The sequence below is a fragment of the Pedobacter ginsenosidimutans genome, assembly GCF_001442625.1.
GTDB classification, from domain to species: domain Bacteria; phylum Bacteroidota; class Bacteroidia; order Sphingobacteriales; family Sphingobacteriaceae; genus Pedobacter; species Pedobacter ginsenosidimutans.
Genome location: NZ_LMZQ01000004.1, coordinates 302,327 through 320,397, shown reverse-complemented (window position 1 = coordinate 320,397; position 18,071 = coordinate 302,327). Strand labels below are relative to the sequence as shown.

The following is an 18,071-nucleotide window of genomic DNA, read 5'->3' as shown; positions in this document are numbered from 1 at the left end:
GGGACCGGACAGAGAAGTTAAGCCCACCGGAGCCGCCCCGATAGCCATCGGGGGTACTGTCCCGATACTTCGGGATGGGAGAGCAGGTCGGTGCCAGATCTTAAAAGAAACCCTTCAGCAGCAATGTTGAAGGGTTTTCTTGGTTTATGGCCGTTCTGTTCCGTAGCGTTTACTTTTCAACATTAAGGGGTTAAGGCACTGTTTCAATATGATCTTCTTAATGCCCTTGATCTCTTAATGGTGAAGGGAATTGTAACAGCGGTTATTTCTGCCACTAAGGAGTTAAGGGCCTGTTCCCGGAGATTACGCTGTTCCCCGCTGAGTTTTAAACTACTGGCCCAGGTTCAATAGCCCTGATGGCAGCGGAAATCCCTTTTGGTTAAAGATGTATTGTTTGACCGGAGCGGGTACCCAAAAGGATTGCAGCGGACAGCAGGACGGAACCCAGCCTGCATGTTACTGCTCTTGCGCTCCAGATCATCAAAGTGAATGGTTTTTAAGTCTTGTTCGCATACGCATAACTCCAAATGATTATTTCTGCCACTAAGGAGTTAAGGGCCTGTTCCCGCAGATTACGGTGATTTGCGCTGAGTTTTGCACCTTCCGGCCCAGGTTCAATAGCCCTGATGGCAGCGGAAATCCCTTTTGGTTAAAGATGTATTGTTGATCAGCGCAGATATCCAAAAAGATTGCAGCGGACAGCAGGACGGAACCCAGCCTATATATTACTGCTATTGCGCTTCAAAAAAATATGTCACTTAAAAGCCGTACTTTATTAAATTAGAATATTTAAAATAATGGGTTAAGCGTTAGCTTCTTCTTTAACCGCTAACTGCCCGCAAGCAGCATCGATATCTTTACCGCGGCTACGGCGGATGTTGGTATTGATCCCCTGGCTTTTTAGATAATTTGAAAATGCATCAATCTTATCGCCTTCTGCATTGGTGAAATCGGCGAAAGAAATGGGGTTATATTCAATCAGGTTTACTTTACAAGGAATATGTTTACAGAATTTGGCCAAATCCATTGCATCAGAGATTTCATCGTTAAAGTGATTAAAAACAATGTATTCGTAAGTTACTGGATTTTTGGTTTTAGCAAAATAGTATTTTAGCGCATCGGCCAATGCTTTTAACGAGTTGGCCTCATTGATCGGCATGATCTCGTTACGCTTTTTATCATCAGCGGCATGAAGCGAAAGTGCCAGATTAAATTTTGCACCGTCATCGCCCAATTTTTTGATCATTTTAGCAATACCTGCGGTAGAAACCGTAATACGCTTATAACTCATGTTTAAGCCGTCTGGTGCAGTGATACGCTCAATTGATTTCAATACATTGGCATAATTTAACAGCGGCTCTCCCATGCCCATATACACGATATTGGTAAGGGGATTGTTATAGTTCTGCTTAGCTTGCTTATCGATCAATACTACCTGGTCATAAATTTCATCAGCGTTTAAATTACGCTTACGGTCCATGTAGCCGGTTGCACAGAACTTACAGGTTAAACTGCAGCCTACCTGAGAGCTTACGCAAGCAGTCATACGGTCTTCTAAAGGAATTAAAACCCCCTCTACAATATTACCGTCTGCTAACCTGAAAGTGTTTTTAATGGTATGGTCGTTACTGAACTGAGAATTGTTAACCTGAACAGCATTAATGGCAAAAGTTTCGTCCAATGCCTTACGAAGATCTTTAGAAAGATTACTCATCTGCTCGAAACTCGTAGCCGATTTCTCCCAAAGCCATTGGTAAATCTGCTTAGCCCTGAATGCAGGTTGTTGCATCGCTACAAGATGTTGCTGCAATTGAGGTAGATCTAATGCACGGATATCGGTTTTTTTTGCTGTTACCATTTGTTGCAAAGGTACTTAAAAAAGGTGTAAGGCAGAAAGGTAGAAGGTTGAGGGTGCCTGCAAGATGCCAAATTTTACAATTAATTAGCTTTATCTTCCTCTGCCTCTTGAGTTTGACTTGCTGATAGCCTTACTTTTAGCAGGTCTGGAATTTCTGTTTCCCGCATTGTTTTTGCCTGTTGGTTTTGCTCCGGAATGACCTGCGCTCTTTTTTCCTGTTGATTTTGGGCCAGACGGCTTTGGTTTAAACGGTTTTTTTGTTTGCTCTTCTCTAAGTTCAGGGATTTCTTCCCAGGCATTTGCTTTTTTCTTAGCAGCGCTTTTGGGCTTTGATTTAGCTTCAGAAGATGAATTTTCAACACTTTTAGTGATGCTTTTCATCTCGTCTTCGGTAAGTTCTCTAAATTCTCCGGTAGGAATACCTTTTAAATTGATATTCATAATGCGCGTACGCTCTAATTTGGTCACTTCGTAGCCAAAATGCTCGCACATTCTACGGATCTGTCTGTTTAAGCCTTGGATTAAGATAATATTGAAAACAAAAGTGCTGATCTGCCTTACCTTGCATTTACGGGTATTTACACCTAAAATTGGAACACCATTGCTCATTTCGAAAATAAAATCTTCGGTAATCGGTTTGTTAACCGTTACCACATATTCCTTTTCGTGTTTATTCCCTGCCCTTAAAATTTTGTTAACGATATCGCCATTGTTGGTCAGGAAGATTAAACCTGACGAATCTTTATCCAACCGGCCAATTGGAAATATCCTTTCGCTATGGTTCACGTAATCAACAATATTATCGCGTACGCTGCCTTCTGTAGTACTGGTAATCCCGACAGGCTTGTTAAAGGCCAATAGAATGAAATTACTTTCTTCTTTAGGTTCGATATTATGGCCGTTTACCATCACTTTATCGCCTGCAAAAACCTGATCGCCTACTTTAGCCCTTTTTCCGTTGATGAAAACTGTACCCTTTTCGATATAACGGTCTGCTTCACGGCGTGAACATAATCCACTTTCGCTGATGAATTTATTTAAACGGGTTGCAGAGTTATTGTTCATACTGCAATTTTACGGAAATAAATCGTGTTATCCATTCTCCAAACTGGCAACAAATGAATCGACAGTGCTTTTAAGGGCGGTTAAAGTTTCCTTATCGGTAATCGATCCCTCATTATTGATCTTCGCTTTTGCAAATGAGATAAGCTGGGGCGATACCCTCGCTTCGATTACTGTTAAAATATCGATGATGGATTGATAGGCTTTCTCGCCTTGGGTTGAAGCAACAAGTGCTAAAACAGGTTTCCCCGAAAATGATGCTGAACTTACAGTCCAATCGAGTAGGTTTTTTAGCGAGCCTGGTATGCCCATTGCATATTCTGGTGTAGAGATGATGATTCCATCTGCCTTTTGGATGGTTGAGCGAAGCTCTTCGACAGCCTGTGGTGGATTTCCATGGTCTAAATCAGGATTGAAATGTGGAATATCTGAAATGGATGAAAAGTTTAATAACTCGAAGTCTCCACCCAAAAGCCTGGAGATGGCTGTGATGTAAAGTGCATTGGTTGATACTGCTTTCGTGCTTCCAGAGATTGCGAATATTTTTTTCATTGCTAAAAGTAGCAAAGCGGAAATGGAATATCAAGGTGGTGTGGTAATCGCGAAGTCATTTCAAAACGGGCTGTCGAAACGCACCAGGTTTCGACAGCCTATTCTGAACATATTAACAACTAAAAGTTTTGATCGTCTGCACTTGGGCCATAACTGCCTGGGATCGGGATATCCAACAATCTAAGGTAAACGCCTAATTGTGCTCTGTGGTGAGTGGTTTGGCTAAGTGAATGACGGATGGTTTCGTATTTAGAATAATCTGCCAAAACCTGTTTGCCCATGCTCAATACCCAACGGCCATTTAAGTCTTCTTCTGTAGCTTTTTCCAATTCTGCTTTTCCCAGTGCATAATTTTCCTCTAGAATTTTAACCAGGTCACCGGCACTTTCTACAGGTTTTTCTACATAAGGTGCTGTTTCAAAATCCAGTCCATCCGTAGTTAGAGCCAGCGAAACCCAACTCGGCAAATCAGCAATATGAACAGCAAGCGATTTCATTTTCATGCTTTTTTCGTGCGGTGCCCAGTCAAATTTATCTACAGGTACAATAGCCAGGAATTTTTTTGTCGTATTAAATTCGGCTTCTAACTCTTTCAATAATAATTTAATAATGTCCATATTTTTCTGTTTTGTTTTTTCTGCGGTATTTAAATCCATTAGTAGTAAATCGGCTATACTCATGATTTCGATGTTTAGTTATACAAAGAAAATACAGCCCACTGACAACCCTATGGCAGTGTGAAAAATATTTTTTTTAATAATTTACAGGAAGCAAGTGCATGTATTCACTTAGTGGCATGTGCTGCGTTTTTTTGAAAGGAATACCCAGATTTTTAAGGCAGATAATCCGGGTGAGGCTAAAATCACGATATTCATTCCTGTAATGGCACCAGGCAATTAAATGCCAGCTAAAAGCATAGAAAATTAAGCCAATTGGCTCTACTTCTCTTTTGCTCACTTCCTCCTTATTGTTTTTATAATCGAGTTCGATCAGGTGTTTTTCGGCAATGGCGTGTTGAATAAGTGATAGGTATTCGAAGTTAAAGTTTAACCTTTCCGGAATCTGCAATTTAATATGCTGGTTTAAGGTTTCGAGCTTTTCTTTTTGTCCCGATTTTAATACCGCCTTTACTTTTGTCAATGCTGTAGAATAATGGGTACGGATGGAAATATCCGCAAATCCGTTCACCAAACTTTCAACCAATAGCAGAGCATTGGCTTCGTCCATATTAAAAGAAACTGGCGGCAGGAAATAACCCTGAACCAGATAATAACCTTTATGCTGCTCAAAGCTTACTGGTATCCCTTGTTCGCCTAATGCTTTAATATCGCGATAAACTGTGCGTATGCTCATATCAAACCTTTCCGCAATTTTTTCTGCGGTAATGTATTTTCTGGATTGAAGCAGGGTTAAGATTCCGAAAAGTCGGTCGATACGGTTCATAGTTTGTTTTTTTAGGCGATTAAAAATAAAGTTTTTTAATCAATTTTTCTTGTGGTACGTTATTTGTAAAAGATAAACACATATCAATTCTATAGGTTAAACCGTTATAATTAGGGTTTATCATACATAATCTGAATTAAATGGCTGCTATTATCCAAAAGCGTTTCTTCCGGGCAATAAAAAGTAAAGTGATTATAGGTTTCCTGTTTGCCTGTTTTGCATTGCTATTGGCATGGGGCATCAGCAAGTTTGCTTTTACGCGGATGCTGGATACCGTTGAAGAAATTTCGGCCCCAAACGACCGCTTAAGGATTGTAAATGACCTCTCACATAAGATTGCCAGGTTAGATCAGTTACAAAGAGATGAGGCTTTCAATAAACAAGGTACCTATAGTTTTCTTAAAGAGTCGCGTAAGTTAAGGGTTAGTTTAGATACTTTACGTAAATTGTACAAGGGCGATTCCGCCCAGTTGGCCAGGATAAAGTCGATCAAGAATCTGTTAACCGACCGGGATAAACAATTTATCAATTACTTAAAAGTGAGAGAGACATTGGTGAATACCAAATCGTTCTCTAATGAGGTTCAGAAATTAAACGAACTGGTTGCTACACGTACCAGGCAGACAGATAGCGCAGTACTAACCACCGAGACAACTACATCAACCACTACAGTTGCACCTGAAGAAGAACAGAAATCGAGGGGTTTTTTAAGTAAACTGTTTGGCAAGAAGAAATCTGATGTATATAAAATTATCAATGAAGAGTTTAAGGTAAAGCGCGATACGCTGAATGCAAAGGCTGAAGATAGCATTATGAAGAGCATGACCGGGGCTTTAAAAAACATCGAACTGGAGCAACGCCAGAAAAGCCAGAAATTTTTAAAACGCGAAGCAGACCTATCAAATGCCAGTAATGCCTTGACCGCCCAGATGCTACAGATTTTAAGAGAAGTGGAGGGTGAGGCAGTTGCCCAGGTAGATTTAAACGGTATTCAGGCCAAAGAAGTGGTTAATGACGGAATTACGCAGATCACAACCATTATTATTATCTTTTTTCTACTAACGGTTATTCTGCTGTATTTAATTTTGGCTGACATTACAAAAAGCAACAGATACAGAAGGGCATTGGAGCTTGCTAAGGATGAGGCGGAATACCATGGTAAGGCTAAGCAACGGTTCTTATCGAATATGAGTCATGAGATCAGAACGCCACTGCAGTCTATCTTAGGCTACGCCGAGCTGATTACCCAGCAAGATGTACCGAATAAGAAAGATGTGGATGCCATTTATCAATCTTCTATTCATTTACTTCAAATTGTGAATGAGGTATTAGATTATAACCGGATTATTTCGGGCGAATTTAGTTTTAATAACCAAGTACTTAATATCAGGAAGGCGTTGGATGAAGTTGTTTCGGTAATGCGGCCATTAGCAGAACAGAAATCGTTGCAATTAAACGTAAAACTTGATCTTGCCCAGCTTGAATTTGTAAAAGGCGATGCATTTAGATTAAAGCAGATTTTATTTAATTTGTTAGGCAACGCTGTAAAGTTTACCCTAAAAGGTGAAATTAGCTTATCAGTTTCGTATAAAAAGCAAGGAGACGATCTGCATTTCCATTTTACTATAAAAGATACCGGAATTGGTTTTGAAGAAAAAGATATTCCCAAAATCTTTAATGAATTTGAGCAGATAGAATCTCCTGAAAAATATATTATTAACCAGGCTGGTACGGGTTTGGGACTGCCTATTGTTAAATCTTTGATAGAAACACAAGGAGGAAGAATTTATGTAAAAAGTAAACCGGGCATTGGTACTACATTTAATATTTACATGAAATATGAAAATACTACCGAGCGTGTAAACGATACTTTAGATTTAGAACATTATGCAATTGTAAACCCAGGTACAGTTTGGGTAATTGATGATGATAAACTCATTCTGGATTTATGTGGAATGATTTTTCAGAAAAACAAAATCCCGTTTAGAAGCTTTACCCAGGTAGCCGATATCCTGCACGCAGCGCCTGAGCCGGATTTAAAATATGTGCTCGTTGATATGCGTATGCCCGAAATGACAGGGTTCGAACTTTGCCATTTATTAAAAAAGAAACTCCCCGCGCACATTAAATTTTACGCCATTACTGCACAGGTTTTACCTGAAGAACGCGAAATGGTTTTGAGCGAAGGCTTTGATGGACTGATAATGAAACCGTTTAGGGCTGTAGATATCTTATCTATATTTGATAGAACTGAAATTTTAACCCAGCAGCCTGAATTCGATTTCTCTTCCATTGAGAAAATGACCTTTGGCGACCAACAAATGCTGGAGAAAATATTGAACCGTTTTAAACAGGATTCTATAGATGATGCTGCAGCGTTAAAAAAACATTTAATAGATGATGACTCTGATCAGGCCAGGTTACTGGTTCATCGCCTTGCAGGACGCACGGCGCAGATGGGTTCGAAGACTTTGGCAGGCGCATTCCGCACCCTAGAATTAGAAATAGCCGAAAAAGGATTAACCACCAATATTAAATCTGAAGTTTTATTACAGATCAGAAAACTGGATGGCTTAATTGCCTTTATGGAGGAAATCGACTACGCCAATGCCGGGTAATTATTCTATGCCATAACGCTCCATCTTGGCATAAAGGGTTTTACGGTCGATGTTTAAAATCTTAGCGGCTTTTGACTTGTTATGTCTCACTTTGATCAGTGTTTCAGTAATCAACGCTTTTTCATTCTGTTCGTTTACTGCTTTAAGGTCGGATGAATTACCCGGAGCTGACTGATGATGGACAGAAATCATCATTTCATCAGGTAATGCGCTAATCTGTGCAACATCGCCTGGACTCAATAAAACCATACGTTTAATCACATTGCTAAGCTCGCGCAAATTTCCCGGCCAATCGTAACTAAGCAAAAGTGTTTTTGCCTCATTAGAAATGCTTTTAACATTTCGTTCTAAATCGCGGTTTGATAATTGTATAAAGTGGTTGATAAACAATTCTAAGTCTCCACCCCTATCTCTCAACGGTGGAAGCTGAATTTTGAATTCATTTAACCGGTGATATAAATCTTCTCTAAATTCTCCCTGCTGTATGCTATTGGCTAAGTCATCATTTGTTGCGGTAATGATGCGAACATTAACCGGAATCTGTTTGGTGCTACCTAAAGGCTGGATTACTCTTTCTTGTAGTGCCCTTAATAATTTAATCTGCACTTCATAACTCAGGTTACCCACTTCATCTAAAAACAAAGTTCCTCCGTTAGCAGCCTCAAACTGACCTTTTTTGTCATTTAAAGCACCTGTAAAAGCACCTTTTACGTGCCCGAATAATTCGCTGGCAGCTAAATCTTTCGATAATGCACCGCAATCTATTGCTACGAAAGGTTTATCGGCACGCTTGCTCTGCTGGTGCAGGGTTCTAGCAGCAAATTCTTTTCCTGTACCGCTTTCTCCTTGTATAATTACCGACATATCGGTTGGGGCTACCAAACTGATATGCTGATACAGTTTATCTGCAACTGCACTTTTCCCTTTTATAAAATCACTGTTTGTTTCTTTTGGTTCAATACTTTTTAAATCCTTTTTAGCTAAAGAATTTTTGATCACCATTAGTAATTCATCTGGGTTAACCGGTTTGGTAATATAATCAAAAGCACCCAATTGAATAGATCTGACCGCAGTCCGAACATCATTAAAACTGGTCATGATGATTGCAGGTATGGATAGCCCCAGATCGCGGATGTGGCTAAGCACTTCGAGGCCTGTCCCATCCGGAAGACGGTAATCGATTAAAAGTAAGTCGAATTCATTGTTTTCAACTTGCTTAAATGATTGCTTTACTTGAGTTACAAGGGTAATTTCATGACCGTTTTTTGTTAAAAAACCTTCAAGTAATTGAGCAAATGTAGTATCGTCTTCTAAGATCAGGATTCTCGCCATGTAACAAAAATAAGAAAAGCCGGACATAATCCGGCTTTCTTATAATAGGTAGATGTAATTATTTGGGTTTTATTGTACTGGCTTACCGTCTTTATCAATTTTAACCGAACCAGTTTCTGCTTCTTTTTTAACATTGATTAAGTAGTATTCCTTTGTTCCTTCTTTAACAGACCAAGCTTCAGTAGCAGTCCATCCTTTATAAGCATCAGATTTTAACGCTGTTGTAACCGGAGCAGGAAGTTCTTCCAGTTTAACTGGAGTTTTTACTGCGCTATCCTGAACTGCAACAATTGCAGCATTTTTAATTGTATTTACTTCACTTGCCTGTACTGCTGAGAATCCTGCAAAAGCTAAGAACGCAGCTGATAAAATTAATTTTTTCATGATATTATTTTTAGATAGTATTATTTTTTAGTTTATGCGCAGCCCGAAGGCCACGCTTATATTGATTATGCCTGTACGGCGGATTATTTGAGATTATTGTACTGGCTTACCGTCTTTGTCGATTTTAACTGAACCGGTTTCTGCTTCTTTTTTAACATTAATTAAATAATATTCTTTCGTACCTTCTTTAACAGAGAAAGCTTCAGTAGCGGTCCAACCTTTGTATGCATCCGATTTTAATGCGGTGGTTACTGGTGCAGGAAGTTCTTCCAATTTAACTGGAGTTTTTACGGCACTATCTTGAACTGCAACAATTGCAGCATTTTTGATTGTATTAACTTCACTTGCTTGAACTGCTGTGAATCCTGCGAATGCTAAAGTAGCGGCTAAAATGATCTTTTTCATGATATTGTGTTTTAAATATGGTTTTGTAACTCGTGTTACGTTAAATACTCGTTAATTATGGAGCGCTAACCGATCTTATTTATTGAACTGGTTTACCGTCTTTATCAATTTTAACCGAACCAGTTTCTGCTTCTTTTTTAATGTTGATTAAATAATATTCTTTAGTACCTTCTTTCACCGACCAAGCTTCAGTAGCGGTCCATCCTTTGTAAGCATCAGATTTTAATGCTGTTGTTACTGGCTCAGGAAGTTCTTCCAATTTAACTGGAGTTTTCACTGCGCTATCTTGAACTGCAACAATCGCAGCATTTTTGATTGTATTTACTTCACTTGCCTGTACTGCTGAGAATCCTGCTAATGCTAATACTGTTGCTGCTAAAACGAACTTTTTCATAGTATATATTTAAAATTTAATTTGTGTAACAATACTTGCTAATGTTTCACAATGATGCCAAACCATTGATTTTATTTAATTGACTGTTTTTTAGGTGTTTATGTGTGTGCCAGAATTTTGGCATTGTAGAGCTTCTCCACACTTTGTGGCGAATGACTACAAGTTTTACAGATATTTGTTGGCGCTTATAAACCGAGTGGCATGTATAAACCTGTTAAAACATACTAAAACTAACTCCTTACTATACTTATCGTCATGCTGAACTTGTTTTACAAGTAGAAGTAGTATTTTTAATTGCCTTGTAGCTACTAGGTGGTCAGCATCTTTCCAGCGAAATGGAACCTGATCCCGAAGCTTCGGTACAGGGTGACGACTACTAAAAGATAGATTTCGGGAAACTCAAAAAAGAAATTCAAAAAATTAATTTTCAATTTTAAAAAAAGAAGATTTTTTTCTATCATTGCAGCCCGATTGAAAGCCTCCTTAGCTCAGCTGGTAGAGCAACTGACTTGTAATCAGTAGGTCATTGGTTCGATTCCGATAGGAGGCTCTTTTTCTTTCCTGTTTTCTAATTCTTAGAAGACTAATTTCAAAAATCATTTTATCATCAAAATAGGTCAGGCATATAAAAATATTTTATTTGCTCCGGTTATTCCGCTAATTTGCGATATGTTAAGATACTTTTCAGCCGATTGGATATTTCCTGTTTCATCACCGCCGATTAAAAACGGAGTGGTAGCTGTAAATCCAGATAGCGAAATTGAAGAAGTGTTAACCCAGGAAGAGGCCACGAGCCTTGGTTTAGCGATTACAAAACATAAAGGATCAATCGTTCCGGGTTTTATCAATACCCACTGCCATTTAGAATTATCGCACCTATTGGGGCAAATTCCCGAGCAAACGGGTTTGGTAGAATTTGTACAAAGTATTATTAAAAGCAGGCAGGGCAATATAGAAGAGATTAAAACGGCTATGTATGCTGCTGATCAGAAAATGTTCGAAAACGGGATTGTAGCGGTTGGAGACATTTCCAACCAAATTTCATCAAAAGAAGTAAAACAGCATAGCAAAGTATACTACCATACTTTTATCGAAGCCATGGGTTTTAATCCCGAACGGGCAAATGTGATAATGGACTATGTAATGGAAATTAAGCAAGCTTTTGGATCTTTGCCCACCTCAATTGTACCACATGCACCGTATTCTGTATCTCCTGAATTATTTGGATTAATAAAAGCGGAAGCCGAAAATGATAATGCCTTTATTAGTATTCATAACCAGGAAACCGACGATGAAAATGCTTTCTTCGAAAATAAATCGGGAGGATTTCTTGATTTATACCAATTTTTAGGCCTGGATATTTCTTTCTTCAAGCCAACAAAAAAAACATCTTTACAAACCTGGCTACCCTATATTAAGGAGCAGAAAACTCTGTTGGTGCATAACACTGTTTCGAGTAAGGCCGATATTGCCTTTGCAAAACAAAACAACAATAATTTATATTGGTGCCTTTGCCCACAGGCCAATTTATATATCGAGAATGCTTTACCCGATGTTGACCTGTTGATTGAAGAAAATGTAAAGATTACCTTGGGAACGGATAGCTTGGCGAGCAACCAGCAGCTTAATATCCTATCAGAAATGATCACCTTGCAGAAATACAAACAGGTTACTTTTGAAAAACTTTTGAGCTGGGCAACTATAAATGGAGCCGAATTTTTGGAGCTTGATCAACAAATCGGAACAATAGCGGTTGGTAAAAAGCCAGGATTGAATCTAATCCAGCTATCCGTTGATTTTAAGATTGAAAGTGACCAAGTAAAGCGGTTGATTTAATAGATCTGGATATAACATAGGTTATTTCTTTTATCCACCTTAAAAAATGATATAATCTCGTGATAAATTTTAAGGCCATTTAGCTTTTTTATATTAAAAATGTGATATTTTAAGGTTAAAGTGCTTTAGAATTGTACAGGATATTCTCGGAATAGCAGATATTTCCTAATTTGTCACTCATTTTATAAAATAAATATCTTCGATGAACCCAATCTGTAAACTTTTCAATATTAAATACCCTATTATTCAGGCCGGGATGGTTTGGTGCAGTGGGTGGAGATTGGCATCGGCGGTATCTAATGCAGGAGGTCTTGGCATTATTGGAGCCGGTTCAATGTATCCTGATGTTTTAAGAACACATATTCAAAAGTGCAAATTAGCAACTCATCTGCCCTTTGGTGTTAATATTCCATTGCTCTATCCTAATATTCAGGAAATTATAGATGTGGTAATTGAAGAAAACGTAAAAATTGTATTTTCTTCTGCTGGTAATCCTGCCACGTGGACTAGTTTCTTAAAAGAAAAGGGTGTTACCGTTGTTCATGTAATTGCGAATACAAAATTTGCCATAAAGGCACAAGAAGCAGGCGTTGATGCCATTGTTGCTGAAGGCTTTGAAGCGGGTGGACATAACGGGAGAGAAGAAACCACTACCATGTGTTTAATCCCGATGATAAGGGATGCTGTTAAAATTCCAGTCATTGCTGCTGGCGGTATTGGAAGTGGTAAAGCCATGCTCGCGGCATTTGCCTTAGGTGCTGATGCCGTTCAAATCGGTTCGGCCTTTGCTGTTGCCGAAGAATCATCTGCTCATCCGGCATTTAAAGATAAAATTATTGCTGCTGCTGAAGGCGATACTAAGCTTGCCATGAAAAAACTGGTTCCGGTGCGGTTGCTGAAAAATGAATTTGCTGACGCGATATCAGTAGCAGAAGCTGAAGGAGCAGATCGAGGCCGCTTAATGGAGCTTTTGGGCAGAGCAAGGGCAAAAGCCGGAATGTTTGAGGGCGACATGGAAAATGGAGAACTCGAAATCGGTCAGGTTTCAGCTATGCTGGATGAAACTAAACCGGCAAAAGAAATCCTGGAAGAAATATGGTCAGGTTTTAGGTCAGAACTACAGAGATTTAACAGTTTACAAAGCGAATTGGACTTATAAACATAGGGATACAAAATTGCTTTACTAACTTTGCAAGATTAGAACCATTTCAATTTTACAACAATAAATGAAGCATCTTAATATAATTATAACAGGTAAAGTACAGGGCGTTGGTTTTAGGGAAACTACAAAAATTATTGCCAACCAAATGATGGTAACGGGTTTTGTAAGGAACGAAAAAGACGGATCGGTTTATATCGAAGCGGAAGGCGAAAATGTTTTTCTGGAAGAATTTGTAAACTGGTGCCACGAAGGGCCCGATCGCTCGCGTGTAGAAAATGTGGCGGTAAGCGATGGTGAAGTAAAAAACTATCGTAATTTTGAAATCTTACGAAAATAATAAGTATTCCGTATCAAGACTGATATTAGTCAGCTGAAAATCTTGATACCTGATACTTTTATCTTGATACTAACAAATGTCTGTATATAAAAAGTTTCTTGGGCAAACCATGGTTTATGGTATCAGTACCGTTTTTTCCAGGTTGTTCAATTTTATCCTCACACCTATCTACACGGGTGTTTACCAAAAAGGTGTTTATGGCATTTTCACAAATATGTATGCCAATGCATCGTTGATTAATGCAGTTTTAGCCTTTGGGATGGAAAGTACCTATTTTAGGTATTTAAATAAATTTGATGACAAAAAGCAACAGGTGTATAATAATTCATTTCTGTGCATTGCTTTCATTTCATCACTTTTCTTAATTACAGGTTTAGTTTTTTCCTCTTCAATTGCGGGCTATTTAGCGACGAAAACCTCCGAAATAGCAGATTATAAACAATATGTAAGTTTCTTTTTGTGGATACTTTTTGTGGATGCTATTTGTGTAATTCCATTTGCCAAATTGAGGGCCGATGGTCGGCCATTTAAATATAGTGTTGCTAAATTTTTAAATATCGGTTGCTTTGTTGGCTTTAATCTTATATTCATTTACCTAATTCCCGCGATCATAAAACACAATTGGATAGGTTCAGAATGGTTTGCGTCATGGTATAGACATCAATGGATCGGTTATGTTTTTGTAGCTAACCTTATTGCCTCTGTTGTTACCCTGATTTATTTGCTGCCTGAATTTATGAAGTTGCAATTGCGTTTTGACAGTAAGCTTTTTGGCAATATGTTTTCTTACAGCTGGCCAATTTTAGTAGCGAATCTGTCTTTCATCGTAAATGAGAACCTGGATAAAATAGTACTTCAAAAACTATTGCCACCCGAAATTGCCGATGGAGAGGTTGGGATTTATGGTGCAGTATGTAAAATAGCAATTTTCTTAAGTATTTTTATCACTGCTTTCAGGCTGGGTGCCGAACCGTTTTTCTTTAGCCATGCAAAAGAGAAAAATGCAAGGGATACCTATGCTACAATTTTGAAATATTTCGTAATTGCTCTATCTGTTCTTTTTATTGCCATTATTGCCAATATCGAACTGCTAAAATTTTTCATCCGCAAACAAGAGTATTGGGTAGGTTTACCAGCAGTTCCTTATTTATTGTTAGGCTATGTGTGCCTGGGTGTTTATATGAACCTGTCTATCTGGTACCGGCTATCTGATCAGACCCGTTTCGGACTCTATATTTCTGTTGCCGGAGCTATAATTACGATTGTACTCAATGTGGTTTTAATCCCACGCTTTAGCTATATGGGTTCTGCCTGGGTAAGTATGCTGGCTTATTTTGTGATGATGGTTTTATCTTATGTACTCGGACAGAAATATTATCCCATCCCTTATAACCTCAAAAAGATTTCAGCTTATTTAATTATTTCAACAGTAATTGTATTCTCTTCATTTTTTATCTTTAACCGGAACATTTATATCGGCAATGCCATGTTGATCGCTTTTGTTGCGGGTATTGCCTATTTTGAAAAGAATGATTTAATGAAAATATTAAAAAGAGGTTAGTTAGAGACTTTTGTATTAGGTTCATAGTTAATGGTCAATGGCCATCAAACCATGATCTATAAACCATTAACCTAAAGTACCCAACAATAAAAAAATGAAAATAAATATTATCAATACATCCGAGCACCCACTTCCACAGTACGAAACTGCCCATGCAGCAGGTATGGACCTCAGGGCATCTTTGACAGAAGAAGTCATACTAAAACCTTTGCAGCGCTTATTGGTGCCAACGGGTTTGTTTATTGAATTGCCGATTGGTTACGAAGCGCAGATCAGACCCAGAAGCGGCTTGGCCTATAAGCATGGCATTAGCATCGTAAATGCTCCTGGTACAATTGACGCCGATTACCGTGGTGAAATAAAAGTTTTATTGGTAAATTTATCAGATACGGATTTTAAAATCGTTAATGGCGATAGAATTGCACAAATGGTTGTCGCAAAACACGAAACTGTTAGCTGGCAAACCGTTGAACAATTAGGGGAAACTGCACGCGGCGAAGGCGGCTATGGACATACGGGGAAATAGTCCACAGTCCTGAGTCAGAAGTCCTAAGGCTGGAGTAAATTTTGGATTGATAAATAACATGAAATACAAAGTACATTTTCTTGTTGGAGCCACTTTAGTGAGCTTCCAGGCTTTTGGGCAGGGAACGGTTGCGCCAAGTACCAATCGCGATAGCAATATGGTAAAACAATTGTTTTTTGCGGGCTTACGGGAGAAAATGTCTGAAAATTATGTTGTTGCCTCTACCAATTTCAATAAAATTGTTGGTTTGGATCCAAATAACCACGCGGCCTATTTCGAGCTGGCCAATGCAAACCTGCGTTTAGATAAACTCCCTGAAGCCGAACAGAACATAAAACAGGCAATTAAATTAAACCATGGCAATTTATGGTACTGGCGCTTACTCGGTGAGGTGTACAAGCGCACCAATAAAATGCCCGAACTAATTGAGGTTTTTAATCAGTTGATCCGCCTAGATCCTGAAAATGATGCCTATTATTTTGATAAAGCCAATGCGCAGTTCTTAGGCAATCAGTTAGACGCCGCAAAAAAGACCTATGATGAAATTCAGGTTAAGTTTGGCGAATCAAGAGATCTGGTAAATGCAAGGAAGCGCCTGCAATCTAACGGCAATGCCACTGAAAGTGATATTGTTAAATTACTGGAAGGCAATCAGGCTGATGTAAAGAACTATTTATATGCTGCAGGTTTGCTTTTGCAGAAGGGAAATGATCCGGAAGCATTAAAGGTATTAACCAAAGCCCAGCAGCTGGAACCCAGTAATTTTGAGGTAAACCTGGCTTTAGCCGATATTTACCGCAAGCAGAAAAATGACGAAGCTGCATTTTCTTCCTTAAAATTGGCTTTCGAAAGCAATGAAATGCCACTTACTGAAAAGGTGAAGATTATTGCTGCACTTTTTCCGAAACTTAACCAACCCATTGTTGCCAAAAATGTAACTGAACTAAGTAAACTGGTTGCAGAAAAAAATCCGGCCGATGCAAAAGCATTGGCACTTTATGGCGATGTACTTTATCAACAGAACAACTTAAAAGATGCATTGGCCCAATATCAGGCTGCTTTAAAACTTAACGAACAGGTTTATGTGGTTTGGGAACAGGTAATTAATATCCAAACACTGCTTGGACACTATGAGGAAGCCATAAAGGTTGGCGATGAGGCTTTAAGTATTTATCCCAATCAGGCCAGCTTATATTATTATATGGCTTATGCCCTGTTTAAAACGGGTAAATACGAGCCCGCTCAAAGCAATTTAAAAACCTCGTTACAGCTGGATGTGGAGAATAAAAGCCTGCAGGCGCAGATTTATGCACTACAGGGCGATATCTACATCAACCAGAATAATTTTGCCTTAGCTAAAACAGCTTTCGAAAAAGCCATTTCGATAGAGCCCGATAATTATCTCATCATGAATAATTATGCCTACTATTTGGCATTAAGAAATGACGACTTAACCAAGGCAGCGAAATATGCAGAAACAGCGGCCAATGCTATGCCTAATAATCCCTCAATTGTAGATACCTACGCCTTTATTCTGTTTAAACAGCAAAAATACGATCTGGCGAAAACGTGGATCGAAAAGGCTTTGCAAAACAATAGCAGTAAAAACGGTGTTTACTTGGAGCGATATGGCGATATACTTTTTATGAAAGGTGAAAAGGATGCTGCATTAATCCAATGGCAAAAAGCAAAAGAGGCCGGAAACGGATCAGAAGTATTAATTAAAAAAATAAATGAAAAGAAGTATTTTAAATAGCGCATTCCTATTAGGAGCTGTAATTTTTGTTTCGGCATGTAAACCTAAAAAAGAAATTGTAGTGGCCCCTCCTACCAAAGCAGAAACCAAAACTGATAATTCGAAGGCAGAAGCCTTAACACTACTAAATAGCAAACAACTTAAATTTAATACACTTTCTTTAAAAGCAAAAGCAACTTTAGATATTGCCGGTGATGCAAACGATGTAACCATGAATTTCAAAATGAAAGACAAGGAAACCATTTGGGTAAGCATTACGGCCTTAGGTGGAATGGCAGAGGTGGCAAGGGCTTTGATTACGCCTGATAGCATCAAAATCATGAACCGGATGAAAAGCGAATACCTAAAAAAACCATTTAGTTATATTTACAATTTCACCAACAAACAGGTTAACTTTAACACCTTACAATCCATTTTAACGGGCAATGCCATGGGTGAGTTTTTAACAGCAGAATCAGATGTTAAACAGGAAAATGGTGTTTGGGTGGTTTCTGGAAGCAAATCGGAGTTAGATTACAAACTGCTTTTTAACACGTTGTTCAAAGTATCTGAAACCAATTTAAATGACGCTAAAAATGGTCAGGCTTTAAAAGTTACCTATACCGACTATCAAAAATTAAACGAGTCATTATTTCCTAGCGCATTGCAGATCAAAACACTATCTAAAGCAAAGCGGATAAACATCGACCTACAGTTTGTGAAAATTGATGGGAATGTTCCGGTCGATTTTCCGTTTAATGTACCAAAGAGATTTACGGTTGTAAAGTAGGCTTAAAAACTACATTCAAATATTCTATCAATGATTTGCCAGGTTAGGTACTGCATTAGTACAGCTGCTCTGGCAA

Annotated in this window: 17 protein-coding genes and 1 tRNA gene; 9 read left to right on the top strand and 9 right to left on the bottom strand. The window is 38.6% G+C overall.

From position 1 onward, the window contains the following. Window positions 1–802 precede the first annotated feature (802 nt). From rlmN to ASU31_RS08415, 5 genes are all read right to left on the bottom strand, one after another. Window positions 803–1,858: a dual-specificity RNA methyltransferase RlmN gene (gene rlmN, locus ASU31_RS08435; RefSeq protein WP_029280032.1), complete on the bottom strand. Its 1,056-nt coding sequence runs from the start codon at window positions 1,856–1,858 to the stop codon at window positions 803–805. Between the two features lie 90 nt (window positions 1,859–1,948). Continuing rightward, a complete protein-coding gene (gene rluF / locus ASU31_RS08430) occupies window positions 1,949–2,923 on the bottom strand; it encodes a 23S rRNA pseudouridine(2604) synthase RluF (RefSeq protein ID WP_057931906.1) in 975 nt (324 codons plus the stop codon). Between the two features lie 27 nt (window positions 2,924–2,950). Beyond that, on the bottom strand, window positions 2,951–3,472 hold the full coding sequence (locus ASU31_RS08425) for an NADPH-dependent FMN reductase (protein WP_057931905.1): 522 nt from the start codon (window positions 3,470–3,472) through the stop codon (window positions 2,951–2,953). Window positions 3,473–3,591: 119 nt separating this feature from the next. Continuing rightward, window positions 3,592–4,152 carry a DinB family protein gene (locus tag ASU31_RS08420; RefSeq protein ID WP_083505310.1) on the bottom strand — a complete coding sequence of 187 codons (561 nt, stop codon included), beginning with the start codon at window positions 4,150–4,152 and terminating at the stop codon, window positions 3,592–3,594. Window positions 4,153–4,225: 73 nt separating this feature from the next. Continuing rightward, window positions 4,226–4,915 (bottom strand): helix-turn-helix transcriptional regulator, encoded by a 690-nt coding sequence (locus ASU31_RS08415; protein WP_057931904.1) that lies wholly within the window; start codon window positions 4,913–4,915, stop codon window positions 4,226–4,228. A 140-nt stretch (window positions 4,916–5,055) separates the two neighbouring features. On the opposite strand from ASU31_RS08415, the gene ASU31_RS08410 reads away from it, so the two are divergent. Beyond that, the gene (locus ASU31_RS08410) at window positions 5,056–7,533 is read left to right on the top strand and encodes a hybrid sensor histidine kinase/response regulator (protein ID WP_057931903.1); all 2,478 of its coding nucleotides are present in this window, start codon (window positions 5,056–5,058) and stop codon (window positions 7,531–7,533) included. On the opposite strand, the gene ASU31_RS08405 is transcribed toward ASU31_RS08410, so the two are convergent. From ASU31_RS08405 to ASU31_RS08390, 4 genes are all read right to left on the bottom strand, one after another. Beyond that, complete coding sequence (locus ASU31_RS08405; RefSeq protein WP_057931902.1) at window positions 7,534–8,865, bottom strand: sigma-54-dependent transcriptional regulator; 1,332 nt, start codon at window positions 8,863–8,865, stop codon at window positions 7,534–7,536. A 69-nt stretch (window positions 8,866–8,934) separates the two neighbouring features. Then, window positions 8,935–9,249: a hypothetical protein gene (locus ASU31_RS08400; RefSeq protein ID WP_057931901.1), complete on the bottom strand. Its 315-nt coding sequence runs from the start codon at window positions 9,247–9,249 to the stop codon at window positions 8,935–8,937. 93 nt (window positions 9,250–9,342) lie between these two features. Next, on the bottom strand, window positions 9,343–9,654 hold the full coding sequence (locus ASU31_RS08395; RefSeq protein ID WP_057931900.1) for a hypothetical protein: 312 nt from the start codon (window positions 9,652–9,654) through the stop codon (window positions 9,343–9,345). 79 nt (window positions 9,655–9,733) lie between these two features. Then, entirely contained in the window at window positions 9,734–10,048 is a 315-nt protein-coding gene (locus tag ASU31_RS08390; protein WP_057931899.1) for a hypothetical protein, read from the bottom strand. A 477-nt stretch (window positions 10,049–10,525) separates the two neighbouring features. Here ASU31_RS08390 and ASU31_RS08385 point away from each other — a divergent pair. The 8 genes from ASU31_RS08385 (at window position 10,526) to lolB1 (ending at window position 17,995) form a co-directional block, all read left to right on the top strand. Continuing rightward, window positions 10,526–10,598: transfer RNA gene (locus ASU31_RS08385), tRNA-Thr, on the top strand. Window positions 10,599–10,717: 119 nt separating this feature from the next. Continuing rightward, the gene (locus ASU31_RS08380) at window positions 10,718–11,884 is read left to right on the top strand and encodes an amidohydrolase family protein (RefSeq protein ID WP_057931898.1); all 1,167 of its coding nucleotides are present in this window, start codon (window positions 10,718–10,720) and stop codon (window positions 11,882–11,884) included. A 202-nt stretch (window positions 11,885–12,086) separates the two neighbouring features. After that, a complete protein-coding gene (locus tag ASU31_RS08375) occupies window positions 12,087–13,043 on the top strand; it encodes an NAD(P)H-dependent flavin oxidoreductase (RefSeq protein ID WP_057931897.1) in 957 nt (318 codons plus the stop codon). A 67-nt stretch (window positions 13,044–13,110) separates the two neighbouring features. Then, window positions 13,111–13,383 (top strand): acylphosphatase, encoded by a 273-nt coding sequence (locus ASU31_RS08370; protein WP_057931896.1) that lies wholly within the window; start codon window positions 13,111–13,113, stop codon window positions 13,381–13,383. 76 nt (window positions 13,384–13,459) lie between these two features. Next, window positions 13,460–14,944 (top strand): oligosaccharide flippase family protein, encoded by a 1,485-nt coding sequence (locus ASU31_RS08365; protein ID WP_083505309.1) that lies wholly within the window; start codon window positions 13,460–13,462, stop codon window positions 14,942–14,944. Window positions 14,945–15,038: 94 nt separating this feature from the next. Next, on the top strand, window positions 15,039–15,470 hold the full coding sequence (gene dut, locus ASU31_RS08360; RefSeq protein ID WP_057931895.1) for a dUTP diphosphatase: 432 nt from the start codon (window positions 15,039–15,041) through the stop codon (window positions 15,468–15,470). A 58-nt stretch (window positions 15,471–15,528) separates the two neighbouring features. After that, window positions 15,529–17,226 (top strand): tetratricopeptide repeat protein, encoded by a 1,698-nt coding sequence (locus ASU31_RS08355; RefSeq protein WP_057931894.1) that lies wholly within the window; start codon window positions 15,529–15,531, stop codon window positions 17,224–17,226. After that, the gene (gene lolB1 / locus ASU31_RS08350; RefSeq protein WP_057931893.1) at window positions 17,204–17,995 is read left to right on the top strand and encodes a lipoprotein insertase outer membrane protein LolB1; all 792 of its coding nucleotides are present in this window, start codon (window positions 17,204–17,206) and stop codon (window positions 17,993–17,995) included. The genes ASU31_RS08355 and lolB1 overlap by 23 nt, the downstream gene beginning before the upstream one ends. Window positions 17,996–18,071 lie beyond the last annotated feature (76 nt).

What these genes read in the sequence shown, in the direction of transcription:
- rlmN (WP_029280032.1), bottom strand. Translation starts at nt 1,858, where the DNA reads ATGGTAACAGCAAAAAAAACCGATATCCGTGCATTAGATCTACCTCAA.
- rluF (WP_057931906.1), bottom strand. Translation starts at nt 2,923, where the DNA reads ATGAACAATAACTCTGCAACCCGTTTAAATAAATTCATCAGCGAAAGT.
- ASU31_RS08425 (WP_057931905.1), bottom strand. Translation starts at nt 3,472, where the DNA reads ATGAAAAAAATATTCGCAATCTCTGGAAGCACGAAAGCAGTATCAACC.
- ASU31_RS08420 (WP_083505310.1), bottom strand. Translation starts at nt 4,152, where the DNA reads ATGAGTATAGCCGATTTACTACTAATGGATTTAAATACCGCAGAAAAA.
- ASU31_RS08415 (WP_057931904.1), bottom strand. Translation starts at nt 4,915, where the DNA reads ATGAACCGTATCGACCGACTTTTCGGAATCTTAACCCTGCTTCAATCC.
- ASU31_RS08410 (WP_057931903.1), top strand. Translation starts at nt 5,056, where the DNA reads ATGGCTGCTATTATCCAAAAGCGTTTCTTCCGGGCAATAAAAAGTAAA.
- ASU31_RS08405 (WP_057931902.1), bottom strand. Translation starts at nt 8,865, where the DNA reads ATGGCGAGAATCCTGATCTTAGAAGACGATACTACATTTGCTCAATTA.
- ASU31_RS08400 (WP_057931901.1), bottom strand. Translation starts at nt 9,249, where the DNA reads ATGAAAAAATTAATTTTATCAGCTGCGTTCTTAGCTTTTGCAGGATTC.
- ASU31_RS08395 (WP_057931900.1), bottom strand. Translation starts at nt 9,654, where the DNA reads ATGAAAAAGATCATTTTAGCCGCTACTTTAGCATTCGCAGGATTCACA.
- ASU31_RS08390 (WP_057931899.1), bottom strand. Translation starts at nt 10,048, where the DNA reads ATGAAAAAGTTCGTTTTAGCAGCAACAGTATTAGCATTAGCAGGATTC.
- ASU31_RS08380 (WP_057931898.1), top strand. Translation starts at nt 10,718, where the DNA reads ATGTTAAGATACTTTTCAGCCGATTGGATATTTCCTGTTTCATCACCG.
- ASU31_RS08375 (WP_057931897.1), top strand. Translation starts at nt 12,087, where the DNA reads ATGAACCCAATCTGTAAACTTTTCAATATTAAATACCCTATTATTCAG.
- ASU31_RS08370 (WP_057931896.1), top strand. Translation starts at nt 13,111, where the DNA reads ATGAAGCATCTTAATATAATTATAACAGGTAAAGTACAGGGCGTTGGT.
- ASU31_RS08365 (WP_083505309.1), top strand. Translation starts at nt 13,460, where the DNA reads ATGTCTGTATATAAAAAGTTTCTTGGGCAAACCATGGTTTATGGTATC.
- dut (WP_057931895.1), top strand. Translation starts at nt 15,039, where the DNA reads ATGAAAATAAATATTATCAATACATCCGAGCACCCACTTCCACAGTAC.
- ASU31_RS08355 (WP_057931894.1), top strand. Translation starts at nt 15,529, where the DNA reads ATGAAATACAAAGTACATTTTCTTGTTGGAGCCACTTTAGTGAGCTTC.
- lolB1 (WP_057931893.1), top strand. Translation starts at nt 17,204, where the DNA reads ATGAAAAGAAGTATTTTAAATAGCGCATTCCTATTAGGAGCTGTAATT.